Genomic DNA, 16267 nt, shown 5'->3' with positions numbered 1-16267 from the left:
CATAGTCGTCCGGATATTTCCATGGTACGCCACGCAGGGCCCGGCGGGGCGGGAGTAGGTTGTGCGTCATGCCCGCGCTCGAGCTGAGAGGCCTCACGAAGCGGTTCGGCGCCCGCGCGGCTGTCGACGACGTCACGCTCGAGGTTCCGCGCGGATCGTTCTACGGGCTGGTCGGCCCGAACGGGGCGGGGAAGACCACCACCCTCGCGATGGCGACGGGGCTGCTCCGGCCCGATCAGGGGACGGCGCTGGTCGAGGGGATCGATGTGTGGCGCAGTCCTCTCGAGGCGAAGCGACTGATCGGCAACCTCGCGGACGGCGCGGATGTCTACGATCGGCTCACCGGCGAACAGCTGATCATCTTCTCCGGACTTCTCTTCGGACTCGACCGGGCGACCATCCGCCGGCGCGCCGCCGATCTGCTGCGTGTGCTCGATCTCGAGGATGCCGCCCGGACGATCGTGGCCGAGTACTCCGCGGGAATGGCCAAGAAGGCGTCTCTCGCCGCCGCCCTGGTCCACTCCCCCCGCGTGCTGGTGCTCGACGAGCCGTTCGAGTCCGTCGACCCGGTCTCGACCGCGGCCATCCGCGACCTCCTCCGTCAGTTCACGTCCGGCGGCGGCACCGTGGTCCTCTCGAGTCATTCGATGGATCTCGTGCAGCGCACGTGCGATCACGTCGCCGTCCTCGCCGACGGACGCGTCCTCGCCGCGGGACCGATCGACGACGTGCGCGGTGACGACGACCTCGAGTCCCGATTCCTGGAGCTGGTCGGCCGACGGGACCACGGGGAGAGCCCGGCGTGGTTGCTGCCCTCCTGAGCCTGCGGTTCCGCGTCCTCGCGAACACGCTGCGCCGCAACCCGGTGCAGCTGGCGGCGGTCATCCTGGGCGCCATCCCGCTCCTCGCGCTCCTCGCCGCGGAGATCGCGGGCTTCGCGCTGTCGTCTCAGGCTCCGCCCCACGCGCGTCAGCTGATCGCCGTCGCCGCCGGCGCGGCGATCGTCGCGGGATGGCTCATCGTTCCGCTCTTCCTCGACGGCGTCGACGACACGCTCTCGCCGCGGCGGCTCGCGCGGTTCCCGATACCGACGGGGCGGCTCATGACGGCGACCGTGGCGGCAGGGCTGACGTGGATTCCGGGCGCCGCCACACTGACGGCATCCGTGGCGATGGCGCTCGCCTGGATCGACGATCCCTGGGCGGCGACGGCCGCGGTGGCGGCCGGCGTGCTCGGCACTCTCACCTGCATCGCGGGATCGCGGGCTCTCACGGGGCTCGCCGACATGCTCCTGCGGGGACGGAGCGCGGCACGAGCCGCGGTGCTGGCGCTCCTGATCGGGGTGCTCGTCGTCCCCGCAGGGATCGCGCTCATGGCCGCCGCCGATCCACGGACCGACATGGTGGGCCCCGCCGTGGCGTTCATCGAGTCGACGGCATGGACGCCGCTGGGTGCGGCATGGTCGATCGCGGGGCACGTGTCGGCGCGGGACGCCGGAGGCGCCGTCGCCGCCACCCTGATCGCCGTGGCGACGGCGATCGCGCTTGCGGCCGTCTGGCGGGTCACGCTCGTCGCCACAGCCCGCGGCGGCAGCGCGTCGACCGGGCTCCGCGGTCGTGCCGGGCCGGGCATGCTCGGCCTCGCGCCGACCGGGGTCGCCGGCGCCGTGGCCGCGCGCTCGCTCATCTACTGGTTCCGCGATGCGCGCCGCGCCCGACAGCTGCTGCTGATCCCGGCGATCCCGGTCACGATGCTGCTGTGGTGGCGGCTGCTCGACAGCGATGCGGTCGCCCTGGCGATCGGCCCGGTCGTGGCCGCACTTCTGCCGCTGTCGGCCTTCGCCGAGCTGTCGTACGACGGCACCGCCTTCGCGGCTCAGGTCGCCGCCGGCATCCGCGGTCGCGCAGACCGGCTCGGCCGTGCCGTCGCGCTGCTGGTGATCGCCGCGCCGACCACGGTCGTCGTCCAGATCGGCGTCATCGCGATCACCGGCCGCTGGGCGGACCTCCCCGCGCTGCTCGGACTCTGCCTGGGTGTCCTGCTCACCGCGAGCGGGGTGGCCGCCGTCTCGTCCGCCGTCGTCGTGGTGCCGGTCCCGCGCGCAGGGCGCAACCCGTTCGCCGCTCCCGCCGGCGCCGCGACGCTGTCGATCGCCGCCTCGTACGCGGTCCTCGGCGCGACCGCGGTCATCGCCTCGCCGGTCATCGCCGTCTTCGTCGCGGCGGTCTGGACCGGTGCTCCGGCACTGGGCTGGATCACACTCGCGGCGGGCGTGCTCGTGGGATGCGCGGGGCTCGCAGGCGGGGTCCTGATCGGCGGCCGGATCCTCGATCGCACGGCTCCCGAGACGCTCGCCCGGCTGCACCTCATGCGTGAATAGCCGCTCGGGTCACTCGTCTGCCGTCTCGCGCTTGCCGCGCATCACCAGCAGCGGATCGGGCGTGCCGATGACCTCGTCGTCGCGGCCCTCGTAGTCGAACTGCGTCAGGAAGTAGCGCATCGCGTTCAGCCGCGCGCGCTTCTTGTCGTTGGAGCGGACGATGATCCACGGCGCGTCCTTCTTGTCGGTGCGGCGGAACATCTCCTCCTTGGCGGCGGTGTACGCCTCCCACTTGTCCAGCGACGCGATGTCCATCGGCGACAGCTTCCACCGCCGAACGGGGTCGAGCTGACGGATCGCGAACCGTGTGCGCTGCTCGGTGCGCGAGACCGAGAACCAGAATTTCGTGACATGGATGCCGGAGTCCACGAGCATCCGCTCGAACGCCGGAGCCTGATCCATGAAGGTCTCGTACTCCTCATCCGTGCAGAAGCCCATCACGCGCTCGACGCCGGCGCGGTTGTACCAGGAGCGGTCGAACATGACGATCTCGCCGACCGACGGGAAGTGCTGGATGTAGCGCTGGAAGTACCACTGCCCGCGCTCGCGGTCGCTCGGCTTCGTGAGCGCCACGACCCGGGCCGAGCGCGGATTCATGTGCTCGGTGAACCGCTTGATCGTGCCACCCTTGCCGGCCGCGTCGCGGCCCTCGAACAGGATGATGGCGCGCCGGCCGGAGTCCTCGAGCCAGTACTGGAACTTCAGCAGCTCCACCTGCAGCTTGTACTTCTCGAACTCGTACTCGTCGCGGCCCATGCGGTCGTCGTACGGATACCCCTCCTGCCACGTGTAGACGGGGTTCCCGTGGGGGTCGATCAGGTCGGGGTCGGGCGAGTGTCCATCGCGGACCGAGTAGCCCAGCTGACGCAGACGCTCGATGTACTCGCGCAGGCTCTCGACGTGCAGCTCTTCCATGCGTGTCCGCTCCTTCGCCGATCATGGCGCCTGTCGGCGCACTGGCATTATCGCGGCCGGTCGTCGCGCCGGCACGAGCCGCGCCTCACTCCGCGCAGGTGAGCGAGACGACGACCTCGCCGGATGCCGTGAACCACCGACTGTAGTGGTCCGGGTCGGCGTTGACCTGCACGAGGTGGATCGCGCGCGAGGCGTCCATGCGCTCCCATCCCTCGACCTGGGCGAGCGCGCGGAAGAAGAGCGTCGCCGCGTGTGTCGGGTCCATGCGCTGCTCGGGCGAGCCCCACCACTCCTGCTGCTGGAAGAGCCCGAGCGATGTGGTCGGCGTGCCGTCGGGATTGCGCACGCCCGAGGTCTCCCAGTCGCCGTAGTCGAGATTGCGCAGGCCCGATTCGCCCATGGCCGCCATCACGCCGAGGCGCTGACCGTCGAGGCCGAAGCCGAGCGCGTTGCCCGCGTCCATGATCGCGCGCGCGTTCTCGAGCTGCTCTCCGGCGTACCCTGCCACCGTGCCGCCGGATGCGGGCGCGACCTCCTCGCAGACCGGCAGGGCGGTCGTCTCGGGTTGATCGGCGAGGACCGAGACCCCCAGGATGCCACCCAGGACGACGGCGCCCACCGGGATGAGCGCGAGGGGAAGCGAGCCGGACCGTGATGGACGGGGGCGGCGCCGCGCGGCGCCCCGCGCGGTGCGGCGGCGTTCTGGCATGGGCACCCCTCACGGGCGACGGGCTGGGCGGGCGGCGGCGGGACGCACAGTCCATCGCACCAGCCTGAGAGCTTCCCGCAGAGATGCAGCCACCGGCGATCTCGGGCGCCGCCTGGAATATGGTTCGTGATACGAACTAGACTCGCCGGAACACGCCGACCGAGGCGGATGCCGAAGAACCGAGGAGCCCCCATGGCCGAAGTCCTGGGACTGACGGCCGCGCTGGTGCGCAGCGCGGGTCTGGTGTCCGACGTCTGCGCGCAGACGGCGGCCGAACACGGGCTGACCACGCAGCAGGCCCAGCTGCTGTGTGTCATCGCCGCGCACGACGTCACGATGGCGCAGCTGGGACCGATGCTGCGGATCGCGAAGTCGAGCACGACCGGACTCGTCGACCGCGCCGAGGAGGCCGGGCTCGTCAGGCGGGTCGCCGACTCGGACGACCGGCGGTCGCAGCGGGTTTGCCTCACACCGCAGGGCGATCGGCTCGGGGCGGCGTACCGCGCGTCCGTCAGCGAGCGGGTGGGCGTGCTGCTGGCCGGGATCCCTGCGGAGCAGCTCGAGACGCTCCAGTCCGCCCTGTCGAGGGTGGTGCTGGTCAACAGCGCCCGCGCGACCTGGCCCGGCACCGAGAGCGCGGCGTGACGCCGCCACGGCGAACAGACTTCGAGGGGACCTCTTCGTGACTTCTGAATCCACTCCCACTCCCGGCTCGGTCCTGCCCGATACCCAAGCGGTCGCCGCCGACCGGCGCCGCTTCGTTTGGACCTTCGTCGGACTGCTGCTGGCGATGCTGCTCGCGGCGCTCGACCAGACGATCGTGGCGACGGCGCTGCCGACGATCGTCGGTGAGCTCAACGGGCTCGAGCATCTGTCGTGGGTCGTCACGGCCTACATGCTCGCGGCGACCATCGGGCTGCCGATCTACGGGAAGGTCGGCGACCTCGTCGGCCGCAAGCCGGTTTTCGTCTTCGCGATCGCGGTGTTCCTGGTCGGCTCGGTGCTCTCGGGGCTCGCGCAGGACATGCCTCAGCTGATCGCCTTCCGCGCCCTCCAGGGACTCGGCGGCGGCGGACTCATGATCAGCGCCCAGGCGATCGTGGGCGACATCGTCTCGCCGCGCGAGCGCGGCAAGTACATGGGGCTGATCGGAGCCGTATGGGGACTGGCGAGCGTCGCCGGGCCTCTCCTCGGCGGGTACCTGACCGACGCCGTGGGATGGCGGTGGGTCTTCTTCATCAACATCCCGCTCGGCGTCGTCGCGCTGACCACCGTCGTGTTCACACTGCACCTGCACCGGCCGGCCGGCAGACGCCCGCGCCTGGACTATCTCGGCACCGCGCTGCTCGCCGGTGTGTCCACGGCGATCGTCCTGCTCTCGACATGGGCCGGCACGACCTACGCGTGGCTCAGTCCGCAGATCATCGGACTCGCGGCCGTCGCCGTCGCCGGCGGCGTGCTGTTCGTCTTCGTGGAGCGCCGGGCCGCCGAGCCGATCGTGCCGCTCAGCCTCTTCGCCGAGAGGAACTTCGTCCTGTCGGCGGGGGTGGCCGTCACCGTGGGGATCACGATGTTCGCGACCGTCGCGTACATGCCCACCTACCTCCAGATGGTGGAGCAGGTCGACGCGACCGCCTCCGGGCTGATGATGATCCCGATGACGGCCGGCATCCTCGTCGCGGCGATCACGACGGGGCGCCTGATCAGCGCGACCGGGCGCTACAAGATCTACCCGATCCTCGGATCGCTCATCAGCGGCGTGGGCCTCGTGATGCTCGGGATGATGACCGTCGACACCCCGTACCTCTACCTCGCGGCGGCGACGACGGTCGTGGGCCTCGGCGTGGGGTGCTCGATGCAGAACCTGACGCTCATCGTCCAGAACAGCGTCCCCTACCGGGATCTCGGCGCCGCCACGTCGGCTCAGAACTACTTCCGGCAGACCGGCGCCTCGCTGGGCATCGCGGTCTTCGGCGCCGTCTTCGTCACACGGCTCACCACGGCCTTCGCCGACAGCCCCACCGGGCCACCCGCGATCGGCGGCGAGGGGATCAGTTCGCTCACGCCCGAGATCCTCGCGTCGCTGCCCGCTCCGGCGCAGCAGGCGATCGCGAACGCGTTCGCCGAAGCGCTCCCGCCGATCTACCTCTACGGGCTGCCGCTGGTCCTCATCGGGTTCGTGCTCGCCCTCTTCATCGAGGAACGGCCCCTCAGCGACGTCCGCCCGTCCGAGGCCGCGCGCGAGGCCGCGTGAGGTCTTCGTCGCGGGGATGAGGACGCGGTCGCGCCGCTCGCCGTTGAACGACGCGACCGCGGATCAGGGGATCACAGGGCCGGGGGAACCGCCACCCGCTCGCCGGCGCGCCAGACGGCGGCGGTGAGCGGCACTCCGGGCCGGTACGCCAGGTGCGAGATCGACGGGGCGTCGAGGACCTGCAGATCGGCCCGTCCGCCGACGGTGAGTGTGCCCACGCCGTCGGGGTGATCCTGAACACCCAGGGCGATGGCGCCGCCGACCGTGGCCGCCCACACCGCCTCCTCGATGCTCAGGTGCATCTGCAGGACGGCCGTGGCGACGCAGTACTGCATCGAGGTCGTGTAGCTGGTGCCGGGGTTGCAGTTCGTCGCGATCGCGACGGTCGCCCCCGCGTCCCACAGCCGGCGGGCGGGCGCGAGCGGCTCGCGTGTCGACAGATCGCACGCGGGCAGCACGGTGGCGACGGTGGATGATCCGGCGAGTGCGTCGACATCGGCATCCGTGAGGGCGTTGCAGTGGTCCACGCTCGCCGCGCCCAGTTCGACGCCCAGTTCGACGCCGCCGCCGTGGCCGAGCTGGTTGCCGTGCACGCGCAGGCCGAGACCCGCGCGGCGGCCGGCCTCGAGCACTTCCCGGGACTGGTCGACGTCGAAGGCCCCGCGTTCGCAGAAGACGTCGATGAACTGCGCCCACGGCGCGACGGCGGCGAGCATGGGGCCGGTGACGAGGTCGATGTAGGAGCGCGCGTCCGTGTCCTCGGGCACGACGTGCGCTCCCAGGAACGTGACGACATCCGCGTATTCCGCGGCGATGCGGGCGGATGCCTCCTCGGATGCGACGTCGAGCCCGTAGCCGGTCTTGGTCTCGAGGAACGTCGTCCCCTGGCGCAGGGCCTCGGTGCGCAGCAGGGCGAGGTTCGCGGCGAGTTCGTCCTCAGCTGCTGCCCGCGTCGCCGCGACGGTGGTCGCGATACCGCCGGCGGCGTACTTCTGCCCGGCCATGCGCGCTTCGAACTCGGCCGAGCGGTCGCCGGCGAACACCATGTGGGTGTGGGAGTCGACCCAGCCCGGCAGCACCGCGCGCCCGGCGACCGACACCTTCTCATCGACCGCGGGAGCGTCTGCGGACGACCCGATCCATGCGATCCGGTCGCCTTCGACGACCAGCGCAGCATCGGTGATGCGCGCCTCGCCTGGCGCCTGGGTGGTCAGCTCGCCGATGTCGGTGATCAGCTGCGAACGGGGCATGTCACTCCTCCTCGGTTTCGACGGGGAAGGCTGCGAGCGCCGCGGTGAGGAGCCGAGCGGGCGTCGCGGCAGGTCCGGGGGGATCCGCGGCGAGGGCGCCCGAATCGGCGCGCACCAAGCCTCCGACCAGGACGCGCCGCACGTCTGTGGCGGTGGCGGCGAGCACGATCTGCGCGGGTTCGGTCCCGACGGTCCGCACCGATGCGGCGTCGAGCTCGACGAGGTCGCACCATGCGCCCTCGCGGACGCCGCCCGCCAGCCCCAGTGACGCGTAGCCGCCGACGGTGAGCGCCGCGGTGAGCTCGGCGGGTGCGAAGCGGCCGCGGCGCCCCGAGGCCAGACGCTCCCCCGCCTCCAGTCCACGCACCTCGAGGAACGGGTCGGTCACGGCGTTCTGGTCCGAGCCGAGGGCGATGCGCGCGCCGGCGTCGGCGAGCGCGCGCGCGGGACCGATGCCGTCGCCGAGGTCCGCTTCGGTGGTCGGACACATCACGATCGTGGCGCCCGCGCCTCCCAGCATCCGCACGTCGTCGTCGGTGAGGTGGGTGGCGTGCACGGCGCTGAGCCGCGGGCCGAGCGCGCCCGCCCGCTCGAGCACGCCGGTCGGCGTCAGCCCGTACGCGCGCACGCAGTCGTCGTTCTCCTGAGGCTGCTCCGACAGGTGCACGTGCAGCGGAACATCCGCGGGGAGCCCGCGGACGATCGCGGCGATGTCACGCGGTTCGACGGCGCGCACCGAGTGCACCGCGGCGCCGAGCGTCGTGCCCGCCGGCAGCACCTCGCGCAGCCGAGCCCAGCGATCGAGCCACCCGGCCGCCGTGTCATCGCCGAAGCGACGCTGCTCGGCCGAGAGCGGGCGCCCGATGCCGCCGGCGAGATAGCAGGTGTCCAGCAGCGTGAGACGGATGCCGACGCTGCGCGCCGCCTCGGCGAGCGCGAGTTCCATCGCGTGGGCCGGGTCATAAGGGGTCCCGCCGGGGCGGTGGTGGACGTAGTGGAACTCGCCCACGGCGGTCCAGCCCGCCGCCAGCATCTCGCCGAACACCCCGAGAGCGAGCGCGTGATAGCGGTCGGGATCCAGCCGCGCGGCCGCGGCGTACATCTGCTCGCGCCAGCGCCAGAAGTCTCCACCGCCGCCGTGCGTGCGACCGCGCAGCACGCGGTGGAACGCATGCGAGTGGGCGTTGCCCGCGCCGGGGATCACCAGCCCGAGCCGCAGATCCTCCGCGCCCGGCGCGACTCCGCGCTCGAGGCGCTCGATGCGGCCGTCGGCGGCGACGTGCAGCCGCACGCCGGTCTCGACGACGCCGTCGACGAGGGCGGTCTCGCAGTGGATCGTCACACGAGCCCCCGCAGCACCTGCGTCAGCGCGACGACGCCCTCGACGCAGTCCTCGAGCGTCGCGTGCTCTTCGGGCGCGTGCGAGACACCGCTGGGGTTGCGGACGAAGATCATCGCCGTCGGCACGTGCGCCGACAGGATGCCGGCGTCGTGGCCGGCGCCGGTGGGCAGCGCCGGGATGCCGCCCAAGCTCGCGGCGAGGCGGTCTCGGAGTCCGGCGTCGAAGACGACCTGCCCGCTCCAGGACTCCTCGGTGACGCGCGCCTCGCATCCCTCCGCCGCGGCCGCCTCACGCACGCGCGCGGTGATCTCGTTGACGAGCGAGCGCGCGTCGACGTCGAGGTCGCTGCGGGCGTCGAGCCAGGTCGTGACGCGGGAGGGGATGACGTTGGTGCCGCCGGGAACCGCCTCGATGCGCCCGACCGTCGCGCGGTCGCCGCCGCGAGCGGCGTCGCGGATCGCCATGATCCCGCGCGCTGCGGCGACCATGGGGTCGCGGCGGTCGCCCATGCGCGTCGCGCCGGCGTGGTTGCCCTCGCCGGTGACGTCGATGCGCCAGCGACCGTGCGCGAGGATGCTCGACGCCACCGCCAGGGGGCTGTCGAGGTCGATGAGACCGCGGCCCTGCTCGACGTGCAGCTCGATGAACACCCCGATGCGCCCGAGCGTCTCGGGGTCGTGGCCGATGTGGCGGGGATCGGTGCCGTTCGCGGCTGCCGCCTCGGCGAAGGTCACTCCGTCGGCGTCGGCGAGAGCGCGCACCCGATCGGCGGAGATCGCGCCGGTCAGGAGGCGCGACCCGAGGCACGCGACCCCGAAGCGCGATCCCTCCTCCTCGGCGAACACGACGACCGCGAACGGGCGCGAGGGCCGGATCCCCTCGGCCTGCAGCATCGCGACCGCGTCGAGGGCGCTGACCACGCCCAGCGGGCCGTCGAACTCACCGCCGCCGGGCACCGAATCCAGGTGGCTGCCGACGACGACGGCATCCGGTCCCGGCGCTCCCCACCAGGCCCACAGGTTGCCGTTGCGATCGGTCTCGACGTCGAGGCCCAGACTCGCCGCCCGGGTCAGGAACCACGAGCGCAGTTCGAGCTCGGAGTGGTCCCACACATGACGGGACCAGCCGCCGCGCACGCGGTCGCGGCCGACCCCGACGATCTCGTCGAGGCCGGTGAGGCGACCGTGGGCGACGGCGGGCCGGGTCACGCCTGCTCCTCCATGGGGATGCGCAGGCCACGCTCGCGGGCGACCTCGCGGGCGCGCTCGTAGCCGGCGTCGACATGGCGCATCACGCCCGTGCCGGGGTCGTTGACGAGCACGCGCTCGATCTTCTCCGCCGCCAGGGGTGTGCCGTCGGCGACCACGACCTGGCCGGCGTGGATCGACCGGCCGATGCCCACGCCGCCGCCGTGGTGCAGCGACACCCAGGTCGCGCCCGAGGCGGTGTTGAGCAGCGCGTTCAGCAGCGGCCAGTCGGCGATCGCGTCCGAGCCGTCGGCCATCGCCTCGGTCTCGCGGTAGGGCGAGGCGACCGAGCCCGAGTCGAGGTGGTCGCGGCCGATCACGACGGGGGCGCTCAGCTCGCCCGACGCGACCATCTCGTTGAACTTCAGGCCCGCGAGGTGGCGCTCCTTGTACCCGAGCCAGCAGATGCGCGCCGGCAGCCCCTCGAAGTGGACCTTCTCGGCGGCGCCCGTGATCCACCGGCGCAGCTTGTCGTTCTCGGGGAAGAGTTCGAGGATCGCGCGGTCGGTCGCGGCGATGTCCGCCGGGTCGCCGGACAGCGCCGCCCAGCGGAACGGCCCCAGACCCTCGGCGAAGAGAGGGCGGATGTAGGCCGGAACGAAGCCGGGGAACGCGAACGCGCGGTCATAGCCGCCCAGCTGCGCCTCGGCGCGGATCGAGTTGCCGTAGTCGAACACTTCGGCTCCCGCGTCCTGGAACCCGACCATCGCCTGGACGTGCTTGGCCATGGAGGCGCGGGATGCCGCCGTGAACGCCTCGGGGTCGGCCTCGGCCTTCGCGTGCCACTCCTCGACGCCGACGCCCTCGGGCAGGTAGCTCAGCGGGTCGTGCGCCGAAGTCTGGTCGGTCACGATGTCGATCGGCACGCCGCGCTCGAGCAGCTCGGGGAAGACGGTCGCGGCGTTGCCGACGAGGCCGACCGACAGGGCGCGACGCCCCGCCTTCGCCGCGAGCACGCGTGCGACCGCGTCGTCGAGGTCGTCGGTCATCTCGTCGAGATACCCGTGCTCGACGCGGCGCTGCAGGCGCGCGGGGTCGACGTCGACGATCAGGACGGCGCCTTCGTTCATCGTGACGGCGAGCGGCTGCGCGCCGCCCATGCCTCCCGCCCCGCCGGTCAGGGTGAGGGTGCCCGCGAGCGTGGCGCCGAACCGCTTGTCGGCGACCGCGGCGAAGGTCTCGTATGTGCCCTGGAGGATGCCCTGCGTGCCGATGTAGATCCAGGAGCCCGCCGTCATCTGGCCGTACATCGTCAGACCCGCCTGCTCGAGGCGGCGGAACTCGGGCCACGTCGCCCAGTCGCCGACGAGGTTGGAATTGGCGATCAGCACGCGCGGCGCCCACTCATGCGTGCGGAAGACGCCGACCGGCTTGCCGGACTGCACCAGCAGCGTCTCGTCGAGCTCGAGCGTCTCGAGGGTGCGAACGATCGCGTCGTACGCCTCCCAGCTGCGGGCGGCGCGACCCGTGCCTCCGTAGACGACGAGGTCGTCGGGACGCTCGGCGACCTCGGGGTCGAGGTTGTTCATCAGCATGCGCAGGGGAGCCTCGGTCGCCCACCCTTTCGTCGTGATCTCGGAGCCGCGCGCTGCGCGGACGGTGCGGGGCAGGTGCTCGGTCATGGCGGATCCTTCGGTGGGGCGGGTCAGGCGAGGGTGTCGACGACGGCTTCGGCGGCGGCGCGCAGGTCACCCGCGGCGACCTCCTCGACGACGGATTCGATCTCGGGGGCGAGGAAGCGGTCGGGGCCGGGGCCCTCGACGCGGGCGCGGATGCGAGCGACCACGGCGGCCGTGGCGGCGGCGGGTGCGAGAGGGGCGCGCATGTCGAGCGCTCGTGCGGCGGTGAGGGCCTCGATCGCGAGCACGCGCGTGAGGCCGTCGACGGCGCGGCGCAGCTTGCGCGCCGCGGCCCAGCCCATGGAGACGTGGTCCTCCTGCATCGCCGACGACGGGATCGAGTCGACCGAGGCGGGCGCGGCGAGGCGCTTGAGCTCGGACACGATGCCCGCAGCGGTGTACTGCGCGATCATCAGGCCGGAGTCGACGCCCGCGTCGTAGGCGAGGAACGCCGGCAGGCCGTGGCTGCGCGCCGGGTCGAGCATGCGGTCGGTGCGGCGCTCCGACATGCTCGCGACGTCGGCGGCGGCGATCGCGAGGAAGTCGAGGACGTAGGCCACGGGCGCACCGTGGAAGTTGCCGTTGGACTCGACGCGGTGGTCGAGGGTGACGACCGGATTGTCGATCGCCGACGCGAGCTCGCGCTCGGCGATGAGCGTCGCGTGGGCGATCGTGTCGCGGGCTGCGCCGTGCACCTGCGGCGCGCAGCGCAGCGAGTAGGCGTCCTGCACGCGCGTGCAGTCATCACTGCGATGACTGGCGACGACGGCGGAGCCCGCCAGCACGCGGAGCATGTTGTCGGCGGCATCGCGCTGACCGAGCTGCGGACGCAGCCGCTGCAGGTCGTCGGCGAAGACGGCGTCGGTGCCCAGCAGCGCCTCGACGCTCATCGCTGCCGTGATGTCGGCGGTCGTCGCCAGCATCCGCAGGTCGTGGATCGCCAGCACGAGCATCCCGAGCATGCCGTCGGTGCCGTTGACCAGCGCGAGGCCCTCCTTCTCGGCGAGCACGACGGGGGCGATGCCGGCTGCGGCGAGCGCCTCGGCGGCGGTCGTCAGGATGCCGTCGGCATCGCGCACCTCGCCTTCGCCCATGACCGCGAGCGCGCAGTGCGACAGCGGCGCGAGGTCGCCCGAGCAGCCGAGCGAGCCGTACTCGCGGACCACCGGGGTGATGCCGGCGTTCAGGATCGAGGCGTAGGCCTCGGCGGTCTCGAGCCGGACACCGGTGCGTCCGGTCAGCAGCGTCGACAGGCGCAGCAGCATGAGCGCGCGGACGACCTCGCGCTCCACCTCGCCGCCCGAGCCGGCGGCATGCGAGCGGATCAGGCTCTGCTGCAGCTGCGTGCGCTTGTCGGCCCCGATGAACGTGGTCGCCAGGGCCCCGAACCCGGTCGAGATGCCGTAGTGCGGCGCGGGATCGGTCGCGAGCTCTTCGATCGCCCGGCGGCTCGCCAGTACCGCGGCGCGGGCGTCCTCGCCGATCTCGACGGGCGCGTTGCGTCGCGCGACCGCGACGACGTCCTCCATCGAGACGGGACCGGTGCCGACGACGACGGTGCGGGCGTGGGCGGTAGTGAGCATGCATCCATCACACGTCACCGCCGCGTTCCCCGTCGGTCGCTGCACCTGGATTCTGTCTCATATATGAGACAGTGGCGGAAAGGCCGGCGTCGCCGCCGGTGCAGCCGGGAGGGAGCCCCGTCATGACCGCCGCCGAATCCTCGCCCGCCGCGCGCCACGCGCTGGCGATCCTGCGACACCTGTCGGCGCAGCGCGGACCCGTGACGGCGGCGAGCATCGCCGCCGAGCTCGAGCTGCCGCGCTCGACGGTGTACCGCCTGCTCGGGGCCCTCGAGGACTTCGGGTTCGCACTCCACCTTCCCGAGGAGCGGCGCTACGGCATCGGGCTCGCCGCGTTCGAGCTCAGCTCGGGGTTCTCGCGGCAGGAGCCGCTGACACGACTCGGCGGACCCGTGCTCGCCGCGCTCGTCGACCGGCTCGGCGAGAGCGGCCACCTCGCGGTGCTGCACGGCCGCGACGTCATCTACCTCATCGAGGAGCGGGCGCCACGGCGCCCCTCCCTCGTCTCGGACGTCGGCGTGCGCCTGCCCAGCCACCTGACCGCGAGCGGCCTGGCGATGCTGGCCGAACTGCCCAAGCCGCAGCTGCGGGCCCTGTTCCCCGACGCGACCGCGTTCGCGCGGCGGGGCGAGCAGGCGATCTCGAGCTACTCGGCGCTCTCGCGCCTGCTCGTGGACGTGCGGGCTCGCGGCCACGCGACCGAGAACGGCGAGATCACCGTGGGGCTGTCGTCGGTGGCGGTCGCGGTGCGCGACCACACGGGTTGGCCCATCGCGAGCATCGCGGTGACGTTCGCGTCCGACCTGGCACAGGAGACGGTCGCCGGGATCGTCGCGCAGGTCACCGCCGCGGCATCCGACTTGTCGCGGCGCGTCCAGGGTCGCCCGGCGGCGGCGAACCGGCTCGCCGCCGGCGCGCAGCCGGGCCGCCGTCTCGCACCGGCCCTCACATGAGAGGTCACCGGGCGACGGTGGCACGGCTCACGGCTTGGCCTGCCGCTCCTTCTCGAGGTAGTGCTGCGTGAGGCGACGCTCGAACTGACGACCGTCGAGGAACCAGGCGAGCACGTGGAACAGCAGCCCGATCCCCCACGAGATCGAGATCCAGAAAGCCCATTGGATCCCCTCGCCCGTCCACCAGTCGAGGAACCACATGAAGCCATTCACGATGATGTATGCGCCGAGGTGCCAGAGCAGGCCCACCAGGGCCTTGGCCCGACGCTCCGCCATCTGTTCGGCGGACATGCCGGTTGTGTCGGACATGGTCTTTCCCTTCTGTTCGTCGATTGCCGCGGAGCGTCTCAGCCGCGCCTCGCGATGTAGTCGATCAGCTGCTGGACGGTCGAGAGCGATGAGTAGTCCTCTTCGGGCGTGTCCACCCCGGTGGCCTCGGAGAGCACCTCCAGCAGCCGCAGGAAGTCGAGGGAGTCGATCTCGAGGTCCTGCCTGAGCCGCCACGACGTGTCGAGGTCCGACGTGTCGACGTCGGGCGCGACCTCGTCGAGCGCCGCGAAGACAGCGGCGCGGGCATCCTGTGCGTTCACAATTCCTCCGGATTCTGGAGCAGTTCGTCGATGAGGGCGAGGAAGCGCCCGCCCTCCATGCCGTCGCTGGCCCGGTGGTCCGCCGACAGCGTCGCGACGACCGTCGGATGCACGCCCAGCAGGCCGTCGCGCGCGACCGGCCGATCGATCACGCGGCCGAAGCCGACGAGAGCCACCTGCGGCGGGTAGATGACGCCGAAGATCGACTCGACGCCGAGATCGCCGAGGTTCGTCACGGTGATCGTCGGGTCGGCCATCTCGGCGCGGTGCAGGCGTCCGGCCTGAGCGCGCTTGGCGAGGTCGCGCAGCTGGGACATGAGGTCGTCGAGGCCGAGCGCGTCGGCGTCGTGGATCGCCGGAGCGACCAGTCCGCCGCCGCGCAGCGCCATCGCGACACCGAGGTTCACGGCCGGGCTCGCCTGGAAACCGCCGTCGACGAAGAAGCCGTTCATGCGCGGCGCACGCTTCGCGGCCTGAGCCGTGGCGGCCAGCAGCAGCGCCGAGGCGACCAGGCGCTTCGTGATCGGGCGGCCGGTGTTCGTCCGCTTCATCCAGTCCATCGCGGCGCGCAGGTCGATGGTCGTGCTCAGGTAGTAGTGCGGGATCTCCTGCTTCGAGCGCGACATGAGCGCGCCGACGGCGCGGTGGAGCTTCTCGGTGCGATCCTCGGGTTCCTCACGCGCGGCGGGGGGCTCGGCGACTGGGGCTGCGGGCGGCGTGACCGGCTCGGCGGCGGCCGGGACCCGCGGGGGTGCCGGCGCGCGGCGCACATCGTCGAGCGTGACCGCGCCGGCCGGCCCCGTGCCGTGGACGGCGGCGAGATCGACGCCGAGCTCGGCTGCGAGCCGGCGGGCCGCCGGCGACGACCGCACACGGTCGGTCCGAGCGGGTGTGTTCGCCGTCGCCGGCACGGGCATGGCGGCGACGGCGTGGTCTTCGGAGGCAGCGGCCTCGACGTCGGCGCGCGTGATGGCTCCGCCTCGTCCGCTGCCGTGGAGGTGCTCGAGATCGACGCCGAGTTCGTGGGCGAGGTGGCGCACGGGCGGCGTGGCGTGCGCGACCGGCTCGTGCGCGGCCGGCTCGGGCGCATGGCCGGAAGCCGCGACGGGCGCGGCCGCGGCCGCGGGCTCGGGCTCGGGCTCGGGCTCGGGCACGGCCTCGGCCTTGGGCGTGGGCGTGGGCGTCGGCGAACCGGCGTCGGCGGCGCCGATGCGCGCGATGGGCGTTCCGACGGGAACCGTCTCGCCTGGCTCGATCAGCAGCTCGGCGACGGTTCCGCCCTCGAAGGTCTCGACCTCCATGACGGTCTTCTCGGTGTCGACCTCGGCGATGATGTCGCCGCGGTCGACGTGGTCGCCGGGATGGACCAGCCACTCGACGAGCTTTCCCTCGGTCATGTCCGCACCGAGGGACGGCATCCGGAAG

At 72.3% G+C, this 16267-nt stretch carries 15 protein-coding genes; 5 read left to right on the top strand and 10 right to left on the bottom strand.

The window, feature by feature from the left end; genetic code table 11:
- The first annotated feature begins 68 nt into the window (after window positions 1-68).
- Together P0L94_16985 and P0L94_16980 are read left to right on the top strand one after the other, a co-directional pair.
- A complete protein-coding gene (locus P0L94_16985; GenBank protein WES64148.1) occupies window positions 69-821 on the top strand; it encodes an ABC transporter ATP-binding protein in 753 nt (250 codons plus the stop codon).
- Window positions 803-2380, top strand: a complete 1578-nt coding sequence (locus P0L94_16980; protein WES64147.1) for a hypothetical protein — start codon at window positions 803-805, stop codon at window positions 2378-2380. Before P0L94_16985 ends, P0L94_16980 begins: the two co-directional genes overlap by 19 nt.
- A gap of 9 nt (window positions 2381-2389) precedes the next feature.
- Here the strand turns inward: P0L94_16980 and ppk2 are convergent, their stop codons facing one another.
- Window positions 2390-3295, bottom strand: coding sequence for a polyphosphate kinase 2 (gene ppk2, locus P0L94_16975; GenBank protein WES64146.1), 906 nt, complete (start codon window positions 3293-3295; stop codon window positions 2390-2392).
- Window positions 3296-3380: 85 nt separating this feature from the next.
- Window positions 3381-4004, bottom strand: coding sequence for a hypothetical protein (locus tag P0L94_16970; protein WES64145.1), 624 nt, complete (start codon window positions 4002-4004; stop codon window positions 3381-3383).
- Window positions 4005-4196: 192 nt separating this feature from the next.
- On the opposite strand from P0L94_16970, the gene P0L94_16965 reads away from it, so the two are divergent.
- Both P0L94_16965 and P0L94_16960 read left to right on the top strand, forming a co-directional pair.
- Window positions 4197-4649, top strand: a complete 453-nt coding sequence (locus P0L94_16965) for a MarR family winged helix-turn-helix transcriptional regulator (GenBank protein WES64144.1) — start codon at window positions 4197-4199, stop codon at window positions 4647-4649.
- A gap of 37 nt (window positions 4650-4686) precedes the next feature.
- The gene (locus tag P0L94_16960; protein WES64143.1) at window positions 4687-6258 is read left to right on the top strand and encodes an MDR family MFS transporter; all 1572 of its coding nucleotides are present in this window, start codon (window positions 4687-4689) and stop codon (window positions 6256-6258) included.
- A gap of 71 nt (window positions 6259-6329) precedes the next feature.
- Here the strand turns inward: P0L94_16960 and hutI are convergent, their stop codons facing one another.
- The 5 genes from hutI to hutH are packed head-to-tail and all read right to left on the bottom strand — an operon-like array spanning window position 6330 to window position 13299.
- Window positions 6330-7508 (bottom strand): imidazolonepropionase, encoded by a 1179-nt coding sequence (gene hutI / locus P0L94_16955; GenBank protein ID WES64142.1) that lies wholly within the window; start codon window positions 7506-7508, stop codon window positions 6330-6332.
- A gap of 1 nt (window position 7509) precedes the next feature.
- Complete coding sequence (locus tag P0L94_16950; GenBank protein ID WES64141.1) at window positions 7510-8850, bottom strand: formimidoylglutamate deiminase; 1341 nt, start codon at window positions 8848-8850, stop codon at window positions 7510-7512.
- Window positions 8847-10058 (bottom strand): allantoate amidohydrolase, encoded by a 1212-nt coding sequence (locus P0L94_16945; protein ID WES64140.1) that lies wholly within the window; start codon window positions 10056-10058, stop codon window positions 8847-8849. Before P0L94_16945 ends, P0L94_16950 begins: the two co-directional genes overlap by 4 nt.
- Window positions 10055-11719, bottom strand: a complete 1665-nt coding sequence (locus P0L94_16940) for a urocanate hydratase (GenBank protein ID WES64139.1) — start codon at window positions 11717-11719, stop codon at window positions 10055-10057. Before P0L94_16940 ends, P0L94_16945 begins: the two co-directional genes overlap by 4 nt.
- Before the next feature lie 23 nt (window positions 11720-11742).
- Complete coding sequence (gene hutH, locus P0L94_16935; GenBank protein ID WES64138.1) at window positions 11743-13299, bottom strand: histidine ammonia-lyase; 1557 nt, start codon at window positions 13297-13299, stop codon at window positions 11743-11745.
- Between the two features lie 122 nt (window positions 13300-13421).
- Between hutH and P0L94_16930 the strand changes: the two genes are divergently transcribed.
- Entirely contained in the window at window positions 13422-14252 is an 831-nt protein-coding gene (locus P0L94_16930) for an IclR family transcriptional regulator (GenBank protein WES64137.1), read from the top strand.
- A gap of 27 nt (window positions 14253-14279) precedes the next feature.
- On the opposite strand, the gene P0L94_16925 is transcribed toward P0L94_16930, so the two are convergent.
- Genes P0L94_16925 through P0L94_16915 form a run of 3 tightly spaced genes read right to left on the bottom strand, consistent with a single transcriptional unit; the run spans window position 14280 to window position 16260 of the window.
- On the bottom strand, window positions 14280-14561 hold the full coding sequence (locus tag P0L94_16925; protein ID WES64136.1) for a 2TM domain-containing protein: 282 nt from the start codon (window positions 14559-14561) through the stop codon (window positions 14280-14282).
- 38 nt (window positions 14562-14599) lie between these two features.
- A complete protein-coding gene (locus tag P0L94_16920) occupies window positions 14600-14842 on the bottom strand; it encodes a phosphopantetheine-binding protein (protein WES64135.1) in 243 nt (80 codons plus the stop codon).
- The gene (locus P0L94_16915; protein WES66337.1) at window positions 14839-16260 is read right to left on the bottom strand and encodes a 2-oxo acid dehydrogenase subunit E2; all 1422 of its coding nucleotides are present in this window, start codon (window positions 16258-16260) and stop codon (window positions 14839-14841) included. Before P0L94_16915 ends, P0L94_16920 begins: the two co-directional genes overlap by 4 nt.
- Window positions 16261-16267: the final 7 nt, after the last annotated feature.

Origin of the sequence: Microbacter sp. GSS18 (assembly GCA_029319145.1) — a bacterium.
GTDB lineage: Bacteria > Actinomycetota > Actinomycetes > Actinomycetales > Microbacteriaceae > Microbacterium.
Note: the sequence above shows the minus strand (reverse complement) of the source record. Positions and strands in the feature narration are given on the sequence as shown.